The sequence below is a fragment of the Roseixanthobacter finlandensis genome, from assembly GCF_043195105.2.
Taxonomy (GTDB): domain Bacteria; phylum Pseudomonadota; class Alphaproteobacteria; order Rhizobiales; family Xanthobacteraceae; genus NCEH01.
The window spans coordinates 3,796,294-3,807,579 of sequence record NZ_CM195536.1; the positions used below are offsets into that span (position 1 = coordinate 3,796,294).

An 11,286-nucleotide genomic window follows, 5' to 3' on the forward strand; every position below is an offset into this window, starting at 1 on the left:
GATCATCTGCGCCCGCAAGCTCCGAGAGACGGCACGCGGCGGGCACATCGGAACGGCGGCGGACGAACGGTCCGGCCGCCGTTTTGCGTTACGGAGCAACGCTCTCGCCCGCCCTCGCCGGCTCCCTCCCGCGCGGCGCCAAGCCCACACAAACCCGTTTCGCAGCGCACATGCTGCAGCGCCAAACTATTCAGCCGACACGGCTTTTTTGCCATCTTTGCCTTTTCGGCATCAATGTCGTTCCATATCTTCGATAGTGGAACGAAAGGCACAGGAGTATCCAGGGGACAATTCAGAAACAGGGAGGTCACCATGCCCCGCATGCGTGCCATAGACGCTGCCGTCCGCGTTCTCGAGAAGGAAGGCATCACCTGCGCCTTCGGTGTTCCCGGCGCGGCGATCAATCCGCTCTATTCTGCCATGAAGCTGCGCGGCTCCATCCGCCACGTGCTGGCGCGCCATGTGGAAGGCGCCTCCCACATGGCCGAGGGCTATACCCGCGCGGTCGCCGGCAATATCGGCGTGTGCATCGGCACCTCCGGCCCCGCCGGCACCGACATGATCACCGGCCTCTATTCCGCCTCGGCGGATTCGATTCCGATCCTGTGCATCACCGGCCAGGCGCCCCGCGCTCGCCTCTACAAGGAAGACTTCCAGGCGGTGGATATCGAATCCATCGCCAAGCCGGTCACCAAATGGGCCGTGACCGTGCGCGAGCCGGCGCTGGTGCCCATGGTGTTCCAGCAGGCCTTCCACGTCATGCGCTCGGGCCGCCCCGGCCCGGTGCTGATCGATCTGCCCATCGACGTGCAGCTCGCCGAGATCGAGTTCGACGAGAGCACCTATGAGCCCCTGCCCGTCTACAAGCCCAAGGCGACCCGCGCCCAGGCCGAGAAGGGCCTTGAATTCCTGCTCTCGTCCGAGCGCCCGCTGATCGTCGCCGGCGGCGGCATCATCAATGCGGACGCCTCCGACCTGCTGGTGGAACTGGCCGAAGTGACCGGCGTGCCGGTCATCCCCACCCTCATGGGCTGGGGCACCATTCCCGACGATCACCCGCTGATGGCCGGCATGTGCGGCCTGCAGACAGCGCACCGCTACGGCAATGCGAACATGCTGGCCTCCGACTTCGTGCTCGGCATCGGCAACCGCTGGGCCAACCGCCACACCGGCTCGGTCGAGGTCTACACCAAGGGCCGCAAGTTCGTGCATGTGGACATCGAGCCGACCCAGATCGGCCGCGTGTTCGGCCCGGATTTCGGCATCGTCTCGGACGCCAAGGCGGCGCTGGAGCTGTTCGTCGAAATCGCCAAGGAATGGAAGGCCGCCGGCAAGCTGCCCGACTATTCCAAGTGGGCGGACGAATGCCTGATGCGCAAGCAGACCATGCTGCGCAAGTCGCACTACGACAACGTGCCGCTGAAGCCGCAGCGGGTCTATGAGGAGATGAACGAGGCGCTCGGCCGCGACGTCACCTATGTGACCACCATCGGCCTCTCGCAGATCGCCGGCGCGCAGTTCCTGAACGTCTACAACCCGCGCCACTGGATCAATTGCGGCCAGGCCGGCCCGCTCGGCTGGACCCTGCCCGCCGCCCTCGGCGTGCGCGCGGCCCGGCCGGACGCCAAGATCGTCGCGCTCTCCGGCGATTACGATTTCCAGTTCCTGATCGAGGAACTCGCCGTCGGCGCCCAGCACAAGCTGCCCTATCTGCACGTGGTGGTGAACAATTCCTACCTCGGGCTGATCCGCCAGGCGCAGCGCGGCTTCGAGATGGATTTCGAAGTCTCGCTCTCGTTCGACAACATCAATTCCGAAGAAATCGGCGCTTATGGCGTGGATCATGTGGCGGTGGCCGAGGGCCTCGGCTGCAAGGCGATCCGCGTGCGCACGCCGAACGAGTTCAAGGATGCCTTCATCAATGCCGAGAAACTGATGCAGGAACATCAGGTGCCGGTGGTGCTGGAATTCATCCTGGAGCGCGTCACCAACATCGCCATGGGCGTCGAGATCGACAAGGTCAACGAGTTCGAGGACATCCTCGACGTGCCCCTGGAACAGGTGCGGCAGGTTGAGCCGGCCGAGTGATCTGCTAAAGCTTTGCTCCGCCCTGCCGTAGCCGGCTCCCTCCGGCTGCGTGCGGTGGCGGGCGATGTCGTCGGCGCCGGGTCCCATTCCGGCGCCGCGGACATCGCTCCGGAGACCGACGACAAAACCGACCGACGAGACCACCGGAAAAAAGCCCGCCGCCCTGCCCACCCCCGCGACGGGACCGGTGCGCGGTGCGGCTAGGCCCGCCCACCCAAAGACCAACCCGACGCGGATCTTGCCTTCCGCCGGGGAGTTGAGCGCAAACGTCCAAAAGGCAGGCTAAGCCAGCGGAGAGGTGAATGCCCAAACTCGCAGCTAATCTCACAATGCTCTGGAACGAGCTTGATTTCACCGAACGCTTCGCCAAGGCGGCGTCGGTGGGCTTCAAGGGCGTCGAGTATCTGTTTCCCTATGCCTATCCCGCCGAGCAGCTCGCCGAGAAGCTCAAGGAGAACGGCCTGACCCAGGCGCTCCACAACCTGCCCGCCGGTGATTGGGCCAAGGGCGAGCGCGGCATCGCCGTGCTGCCGGACCGGGTCGGCGAATTCCAGGACAGCGTCGGCAAGGGCATCGAATATGCCAAGGTGCTGGGCACGCAGACGCTGAACGTGCTGGTGGGCCTCACCCCCAAGGACGTTTCGGCCGAGAAGGTGCACGAGACCCTGGTGTCGAACCTCAAGTTCGCCGCGGCGGAACTGAAGAAGGCGGGCATCCCGTTCGTGGCGGAAGCCATCAACACCCGCGACATCCCCGGCTTTTATCTCACCAACACCAAGCAGTCGCTTGCGCTGTTCGACGAGGTGGGCGCGGACGACATCTTCTTCCAGTACGACATCTATCACATGCAGATCATGGAAGGGGATCTCGTCCCCACGATCCGCGCCAACCTTGCCCGCATCAAGCATATCCAGCTCGCGGACAATCCCGGACGCGGCGAGCCCGGCACCGGCGAGATCAATTATCCGTTCGTGCTGAAAGCCATCGACGAGGCCGGCTATACCGGTTGGGTCGGCTGCGAATACAAGCCCAAGACCACGACCGATGAGGGCATCGGCTGGATCAAGGATTACCAGTAAGCCGTCCGCGGGCCGGACACCCTCGGCTCCGGCCGCAAATCAAACACCCCTGCCCCGCCCGGCGGGGGTGAAACCAATCCAGGAGATACGCACATGAACGTGGGTTTCATCGGTCTCGGCATCATGGGCACCCCCATGGCCGGCCACCTCATCGACGCCGGGCACACGCTGTTCGTCTATGACGTGTTCAAGATCCCCGCCGAAGTGACCGACAAGGGCGCGACCGCCGTCGCCTCCTCGGCCGAAGTGGCGAAGAATTCCGACATCATCATCCTCATGGTGCCCGATACGCCGCACGTGGACGAAGCCCTGTTCGGCAAGGGCGGCGTCGCCGAGGGCCTGACCGCCGGCAAGATCGTGGTGGACATGAGCTCCATCTCGCCGGTGGAGACCAAGAAATTCGCCGCGAAGATCAATGCGCTCGGCTGCGATTATCTCGACGCCCCGGTCTCCGGCGGCGACGTGGGCGCGAAAGCCGCCTCCCTCACCATCATGGTCGGCGGCCCCGATGCCGCCTTCGAAAAGGTGAAGCCCCTGTTCGAGAAGATGGGCAAGAATATCACCCTCGTCGGCGGCAATGGCGACGGGCAGACCACCAAGGTCGCGAACCAGATCATCGTCGCCCTCACCATCGAAGCGGTGAGCGAGGCGCTGCTGTTCGCCTCCAAGGCCGGCGCCGATCCGGCGAAGGTGCGCCAGGCGCTGATGGGCGGGTTCGCCAATTCGCGCATCCTGGAAGTGCACGGCGAGCGCATCGTGAAGCGCAATTTCGCCCCCGGCTTCCGCATCGAGCTGCACCAGAAGGACCTCAATCTGGCGCTCTCCTCGGCCCGCGCGCTGCAGATCGCGCTGCCCAACACCGCCACCGCGCAGGAATTGTTCAATGCGGTCGCGGCCCGTGGCGGCGGCAAGCTGGACCATTCCGCCATGGTGCAGGCGCTGGAATTGCTGGCCAATCACGACGTCGCGTGAAAACGACCAAGCTTAGCCGAAAGTCATAGAACTTTCGGCTAAGACCTTTATGTAAATGCGATACCCCCGGCCAAGCCGGGGCGGGTGGGCAGGGACAGCCGCCGCACGGCGCCGGCCCCTGCCCAAGCCTCAAGAAGCCGCAACCATCGGCCGGATACAGATCAGCGGGCGGCCAACCGAACGCATCAACGGGAGGAGACGAGAATGTCGACGAAGCGCGCGCGTGCCACCAAGATCGTGGCGACCGTCGGGCCCGCCTCCAACAGCCCGGAAAAGCTGAAGGAATTGTTCCTGGCGGGGGTGGACGTGTTCCGCCTCAACTTCAGCCACGGCACCCAGGAAAACCACGGCGAGGTGCTCGCCCGCATCCGCGCGCTGGAGCAGGACGTCGGCCGCCCCATCGGCGTCATCGCCGATCTTCAGGGCCCGAAGCTGCGCCTCGGCAAGTTCGCCGACAATGCCATCACCTTCGCGCCCGGCAAGGTGCTGCGGTTCGATGCCGATGTCGCAACGCTGGGCGATGAAAACCGCGTGCCGATCCCCCATCCCGACATCATCGAGGCGCTGAACATCGGCTCCACCGTGCTGTGCGACGACGGCAAGGTGCGCCTCAAAGTGGTGGCCAAGGGCCCCGGCTGGCTGGATGCCCAGGTCATCAGCGGCACGAAGCTGTCCAACAACAAGGGCTTCAATATTCCCGACGTGGTCCTGCCGCTCTCCCCGCTGACGGAGAAGGACCGCAAGGATCTCGATTTCGCCTGCAATCTCGGCGTCGAGTGGATCGCGCTCTCGTTCGTGCAGCGCCCCGACGACATCCATGAGGCGCGCGCGCTGATCGGCGATCGCGGCGCGGCCATCATGCTGAAGATGGAAAAGCCGGCGGCGGTGGAGCATCTCACCGAGTTGGTGAAGCTCTCCGATTCGATCATGGTGGCGCGCGGCGACCTCGGCGTCGAACTCTCGCTGCCCGAGATCCCGGCGATCCAGAAGCGCATGATCGCGGAATCGCGCCGCTACGGAAAGCCGGTGATCGTGGCGACCCAGATGCTGGAAAGCATGATCACCGCGCCCGTCCCCACCCGCGCGGAAGTCTCCGACGTCGCCACCGCCGTCTATGAGGGCGCGGATTGCGTGATGCTCTCGGCCGAGAGCGCGGCCGGGCAATATCCGGTGGAAGCGGTCTCCTTCATGGACGACATCATCCGCCATGTGGAGCGCGACCCCGGCTATCGCCAGACGCTCGACGCCACCCAGGCCGAATGGGGCAAGACCATCGGCGACGCGGTGACCAAGGCCACGTATCAGACCGCCATCGCGGTGGATGCCTCCGCCCTCGTCGCCTACACCCTCTCCGGCACCACGGCCCTGCGAGCGGCGCGCGAGCGCCCGCCCATGCCGATCCTCGGCATCACCACGAGCCTGGAAACCGCCCGCCGCCTCGCGCTGTCCTACGGCGTGCACGCGGTGCACGTGGAAGAAGACATCCACTCGTTCGGCGAGATGGTGGACACGGCCGTACGCATTGCGGTGGAAGAGGATCTCGGCAAGTCGGGCGACCGCCTCGCCATCACTGCCGGCGTGCCGTTCGCCAAGCCCGGCACCACCAACATCATGCGCGTCACCACCATCGGCGACACCAATCCGCCGAGCAAATTCGACGGCGTTCAGAGCTGATCGCGTTCGGCCGGGCGGCGCACGGCGCCTCCCGGCCTGCAATCCGCGCGCGCTTTGGAAGAAATAAAAACCTGAGCGCGCAGCGGGACAAGGGATTTTGTCGCATAAAATAGTCAAAGCGCGCCATTTTGGATGCAGTCATCCTTTTGCGCGCGGGCTGGAATGCTTTTGAGATAGCGTCTTCGATTGAGATGCGGGAAAATTCGCCGGTCGGCACTCAGGATCGCGCATGCCCGTCGAAGTCGAACGGAAGTTTTTGGTGATATCCGACGCCTGGCGGGAGGATGCGCGCGGCGCGCGCTTCTCGCAGGGGTATTTGTGCATCGGTGCCGAATGCACCGTGCGTATCCGCCGCGCGGGAGACAAGGCCTTCATTACGGTAAAAGGCCGTACGGAAGGCATGTCCCGGCCGGAATTCGAATATGAAATCCCCCTCGACCATGCCGAGCTGATGCTCGCCGAGCAATGCATGAAGCCGCTCATCGAGAAGACCCGCTACGAGGTGGATTTCGCCGGCAAGGTCTGGACCGTCGATGTGTTCGAGGCCGAGAACAAGGGCCTCGTGGTGGCCGAGATCGAACTGGCCGACCCAGCGGAAACGGTCGTGCTGCCGCCCTGGATCGGCGAGGAAGTGACCGACGACCCGCGCTATCGCAATTCCTCGCTGGTCAGCGCGCCGATTACCGGCTCCTACGAATCCGCCGATCTGTGACCCTCGGCCGGTCGCCGACCCGCTGACGGTGCAAAGTGAGGCGCACTGTACCTCAGCCGGATTTTCCGCCGCCCTGCGCCGACCCGCCCTGCGCCAATAAGGCTTCCACCGCCAGCAGGTCGCGCCACACCAGCCGCTTGCCCAGTGGCGTGCGCAGGAGATAGGCGGGGTGAAAGGTCGGCAGCGCGCGAATCACCCGTGTGCCGGTATCATAATCCACCAATTTCCCGCGCATCCTGGTGATGCCCTCGCTCACCGCCAGCAGCGCCTGGGCGGAGGGGCCGCCGAGGCACACCAGGATATCGGGGTCCGCGAGCTGGATCTGGCGGCGGATGAACGGCAGGCAGATGGCGGTTTCCTGCGGGGTCGGCGTGCGGTTTCCCGGCGGCCGCCAGGGAATCACATTGGCGATATAGGCGCTGGTGCGGTCGAGCCCGATGGCGCCGAGCATCAAATCCAGCAGCCGGCCGGAGCGGCCGACGAAGGGAAGGCCCTGCTCGTCCTCGTCGCGGCCCGGCGCCTCGCCCACGAACATGATGCGCGCCTCGGGATTGCCGTCGGCGAACACCATGCGGGTCGCGGTGCGCTTCAAGGGGCAGCCGTCGAACACCTCCATGATGGCGCGCAGATCCTCCAGGCTCGCCGCCGCATGCGCCATGTCCCGCGCGGCCATTTCCGCCATGTCGGGCGGTGCGGCCGAGAGCGTCGGCACGGCCGGCGAATGGCTTGCGGCCCCGCCTAAGGCGCGCGCGGCGCCGGCTTGCGCGGCATGTCCTTGCGCGGCGTGTCCTGGGGCGGCGTTTCCTGCGGCCGCTTGGGCGGGCGCGGCTTGGCGGGCCGCTGCGGGTGGCTGAGCTGCCGGACGGGCGGAGCCGGCGCTTCCCGACGTGCCACGGGCCGGCGTGCCCTGCGCCCGGGCGGCGGCCGCCGCCGCCTGGGCCGCCGCGCTTTCGGCGAAGCGATCCACCGGCGTTTCTCCGACGGCCACATCCACGCCCGCCTCCAGATGGAAGGCCAGGATGTCGCGCCAGTCGTCGAGGGAGGAGGAAGCCATGGGCACCGGATGAAACAAGGGACGCCCAGGATAAAGCGGAACGGGCGCGGAGGGAACGCACGGATCACGCCCCACGGATTCCCCGCCCCTCCCAACGCTGATAAAACGCGCGAATTCTCCCCTGCGTGAAGCTGCCGCGCACAGGGGCGAATTGTCAGATGGCTTCAACCGTGGAAGAACTCCAAGGATAAAAGATTGACGTATGCGGGAGCAATCGATGACCGAGGCGGAACTGCCGGAACGCGAAGGCATGGACTACGACGTGGTCGTCGTGGGGGCAGGTCCTGCCGGTCTTGCCACGGCCATTCGCCTGAAGCAGCTCTCCGCCGAGCGCGGCGAGGAGATTTCCGTCGTGGTGGTGGAGAAGGGCTCGGAAGTCGGCGCCCACATCCTCTCCGGCGCGGTGGTGGATCCGATCGGCCTCGACCTGCTGTTTCCCGACTGGCGCACGGAAGCCGACGCGCCCCTGGTGACGCAGGTGAGCGAGGATCATTTCTATTTGCTCGGCCCGGCGGGCGGCGTGAAGCTGCCCAATTTCACCATGCCGCCGCTGATGAACAACCACGGCAATTATGTCGGCTCGCTCGGCAACATGTGCCGCTGGCTGGCGCAGAAGGCGGAGGCGCTCGGCGTCGAGATCTATCCCGGCTTCGCCGCCGACGAGATCCTCTATGACGACAAGGGCGCGGTGGTCGGCATCGCCACCGGCGACATGGGCGTGGACAAGCACGGCAAGCCGAAGGGCGAATTCACCCGCGGCATGGAATTGCGCGGCCGCTACACGGTGTTCGCGGAAGGCGCGCGCGGCCATCTCACCAAGCAATTGATCGCCAAATACGCGCTCGATGCGGGCAAGGAGCCGGGCAAGTACGGCATCGGCCTGAAAGAATTGTGGAAGGTGAAGAAGGAAAAGCACCATCCCGGCCTGGTGCAGCACGCCTTCGGCTGGCCGCTGGGCAATTCCACCGGCGGCGGCGCGTTCCTCTATCATATGGAGGACGAGCAGGTGATGGTGGGCTTCGTGGTCCACCTCAATTACCAGAACCCCTATCTCTCCCCGTTCGACGAATTCCAGCGCTTCAAGACCCACCCCACCTTCCGCGACACGTTCGAGGGCGGAAAGCGCATCTCCTATGGCGCGCGCGCCATCACCGAGGGCGGGTATCAGAGCGTGCCCAAGCTCTCCTTCCCCGGCGGTGTGCTGGTGGGCTGCGCGGCCGGCTTCGTGAACGTGCCGCGCATCAAGGGCAGCCACAATGCGGTGCTCTCCGGCATCCTGGCGGCGGACCATCTCGCCCCGGTGTTGGCCGAAGGGCGCAGCCATGACGAGCTGATCAGCTATGAGAATGCCTGGCGCTCCTCGGCCATCGGCGCCGACCTGAAGAAGGTGCGCAATGTGAAGCCGCTGTGGTCGCGGTTCGGCACCTTCATCGGCATCGGCCTCGGCGCGCTGGACATGTGGACCAACACGTTCGGCTTCTCGTTGTTCGGCACGCTGAAGCACGGCAAGACCGACGCGGCGAGCCTGAAGCCGGCGGCGCAGTGCAAGAAGATCGCCTATCCCAAGCCGGACGGCGTGCTGACCTTCGACAAATTGTCCTCGGTGTTCATCTCCAACACCAATCACGAGGAGGACCAGCAGGTCCATCTGGTGGTGAAGGACATGGCGCTGCAGAAATCCTCCGAGCACGACATCTATGCCGGCCCGTCCAACCGCTATTGCCCGGCCGGCGTCTATGAATGGATCGAGGAGGGGGCGGACGCCCCGCGCTTCCAGATCAACGCGCAGAACTGCGTCCACTGCAAGACCTGCGACATCAAGGACCCGAACCAGAACATCACCTGGACCGCACCCGAGGGCGGCGGCGGGCCGAATTATCCCAATATGTGAGCGAAGGCCGCAGCGGCACGGGTCGTCCTGCGCCGCGCCTGCGGGGCGCTGAACAAGCACCAAGGCGCGCCACTTCGGTGGAGCGCCTCAGCCCGGTTGCGCCGCCGGGTTGAGCGGGGCCGGGCACGGTTCGGCCTCCATGCGATGGAGCAGCCGCACCAAGGGCGCGGGGGACACCTGAATTAAGCCGTCGAACGGCTCGCCCATCTCGATCACCAGGAAGATGGCGGCGGAAATCGCGATCATCGCCAGCACATGCCCCACGGCAACCAGCGGATTGCGCGGCGCGAACACGCCGAGATACAGGAAGAGAAGCGTGAACCAGCTGATCACCACAATGATGAAAATCGCCGGCGTCGCGGTGCGCGCCAGGCCGGAGACCTTCCACCGATATTCGACCAGCTGATGGGCAAAAGCGAGCAGCGAAAGGCGCGCCTGCTTCTCGCTTTCGGTGCTGGGCTCGAGCGCGCGCACCTGCGAATCAAGCCGCAGGATCATCTTCAACGTGGACCCGTCCGTGCGCGCCTGGGAGAAATCAACATTATTCTGCCAGGTTTCGGCAAGCAGCTGCTGGCCATAATCCTGCAATGTGTGGCGCAGGCCACAGGCGGCCGCGCCATAATTCAGCAATTCCAGGTCCGTCAACTGGATGCTCGCGGCGTATTTCTGCACGTCCGAATAGGCTTCGCTGAAATTATAGCGGGCGGAATTGACCATCAGGCCCAGCAACAGGGCGGACATGGTGGAAACCATGGCCATGCTCGCCTTCAGGCTCATGATGGAGCCTTCCCCAAGCCAGGCCTCGGGCAGCCGGCGCGCCAACAGGCTGCCCGCGCCCGCCGCGACAAGCATCAGCGCGAATGTGGCGACGATCGAGGTCCAGATATCCATAGCCTCAGCTTCCCACCCTCATCGTCGCGCACGGCAAAGCTTTAGTACTGCTCTCCCTTTGCCCCGCCAAGGCCCGCACCGCGATCACGTTCGTCCGAGCCGCCTTGCGTCTCGCCTTCCACGATGCCCCGCATGGTGAAGCTGGCGCCGTGCAGAAAGCTCTTCACGGCGTCGCGCACCACGTCGTCGAGGTTTTCCGGGGTCGGCGTGCCGTACACGAAGCGGCGGATGGCGAGATAGAAGATGCGCCCGTGCAGGCCCCAGAACATCTCCGCCTCCCGCTCGCCGATGGGGGCGTCCTGCGGCGACGGCAGGCCGAGATCGTGCCGCAGCTCCGCACAGGCCGGCAGGATGATCAGGTCCCGCACGATGGTGAGATAGCGATTCGTAATGTCGAACGACTTCAGGCCGGAAAAGACGAAGATCCGCACCCACTGATAATCGAAGACCTTCTCGACATATTGCTTGTAGAAGGCGGTCAGCCTCGCTTCGAGCGAGAGGCTCCGGTCGGTCACCAGCCGCTCCCAATCCGGGCTCCAGCGGCTGAGATAGACCTGTTCGTACACGCGCTCGATCAGCGCTTCCTTGCTGGGAAAATGGCGATAAATGGCGGAATGGGTGATGCCCATGCGCTTGGCCAGTTCGCGCGTCTGCCCCTCGAAACCGTGCTCGGCGAAAAAGCGTGCCGCTTCCTCGACGATGGCCAGCTCGCGGTCGGCGGCCCGCATGTTGCGGCGCTTCGGCCGTTCCGGCGCGGCGGCGGGCGGCGCGGCGCTGGAAGCCGGTTCGGCGGATTGAGCCCGGTCCTTAACCTTGCGGCGCGGCGAATCCCCCTTTTCCAACAGCACGCTCTCCTGCCCACGGCCGCTGCGACGAACGGCATATCCTCGATAGCCCAACTGGAGAAAGTGACCAAATGGTCATT

At 65.1% G+C, this 11,286-nt stretch carries 9 protein-coding genes; 6 read left to right on the forward strand and 3 right to left on the reverse strand.

The features are described from left to right. Positions 1-312 precede the first annotated feature (312 nt). The 5 genes from gcl to V5G24_RS18005 all read left to right on the forward strand — a co-directional run bounded on the left by gcl (position 313) and on the right by V5G24_RS18005 (position 6,525). Positions 313-2,088, forward strand: coding sequence for a glyoxylate carboligase (gcl, locus tag V5G24_RS17985; protein ID WP_394080494.1), 1,776 nt, complete (start codon positions 313-315; stop codon positions 2,086-2,088). 302 nt (positions 2,089-2,390) lie between these two features. Further along, on the forward strand, positions 2,391-3,167 hold the full coding sequence (hyi, locus tag V5G24_RS17990) for a hydroxypyruvate isomerase (RefSeq protein WP_394080492.1): 777 nt from the start codon (positions 2,391-2,393) through the stop codon (positions 3,165-3,167). A 93-nt stretch (positions 3,168-3,260) separates the two neighbouring features. Next, the gene (gene glxR, locus V5G24_RS17995; RefSeq protein WP_394080490.1) at positions 3,261-4,139 is read left to right on the forward strand and encodes a 2-hydroxy-3-oxopropionate reductase; all 879 of its coding nucleotides are present in this window, start codon (positions 3,261-3,263) and stop codon (positions 4,137-4,139) included. Positions 4,140-4,343: 204 nt separating this feature from the next. Then, complete coding sequence (pyk, locus tag V5G24_RS18000) at positions 4,344-5,813, forward strand: pyruvate kinase (RefSeq protein WP_394080488.1); 1,470 nt, start codon at positions 4,344-4,346, stop codon at positions 5,811-5,813. 229 nt (positions 5,814-6,042) lie between these two features. After that, the gene (locus tag V5G24_RS18005; protein WP_394080486.1) at positions 6,043-6,525 is read left to right on the forward strand and encodes a CYTH domain-containing protein; all 483 of its coding nucleotides are present in this window, start codon (positions 6,043-6,045) and stop codon (positions 6,523-6,525) included. Between the two features lie 52 nt (positions 6,526-6,577). On the opposite strand, the gene V5G24_RS18010 is transcribed toward V5G24_RS18005, so the two are convergent. Beyond that, complete coding sequence (locus V5G24_RS18010; protein ID WP_394080484.1) at positions 6,578-7,579, reverse strand: uracil-DNA glycosylase; 1,002 nt, start codon at positions 7,577-7,579, stop codon at positions 6,578-6,580. Positions 7,580-7,796: 217 nt separating this feature from the next. Here V5G24_RS18010 and V5G24_RS18015 point away from each other — a divergent pair, with 217 nt between their 5' ends. Then, on the forward strand, positions 7,797-9,470 hold the full coding sequence (locus V5G24_RS18015) for an electron transfer flavoprotein-ubiquinone oxidoreductase (RefSeq protein ID WP_394080482.1): 1,674 nt from the start codon (positions 7,797-7,799) through the stop codon (positions 9,468-9,470). Between the two features lie 87 nt (positions 9,471-9,557). Here the strand turns inward: V5G24_RS18015 and V5G24_RS18020 are convergent, their stop codons facing one another. Both V5G24_RS18020 and V5G24_RS18025 read right to left on the reverse strand, forming a co-directional pair. Next, positions 9,558-10,361: a bestrophin-like domain gene (locus V5G24_RS18020; RefSeq protein WP_394080480.1), complete on the reverse strand. Its 804-nt coding sequence runs from the start codon at positions 10,359-10,361 to the stop codon at positions 9,558-9,560. Between the two features lie 41 nt (positions 10,362-10,402). Beyond that, the gene (locus tag V5G24_RS18025; RefSeq protein ID WP_394082054.1) at positions 10,403-11,089 is read right to left on the reverse strand and encodes a TetR/AcrR family transcriptional regulator; all 687 of its coding nucleotides are present in this window, start codon (positions 11,087-11,089) and stop codon (positions 10,403-10,405) included. Positions 11,090-11,286 lie beyond the last annotated feature (197 nt).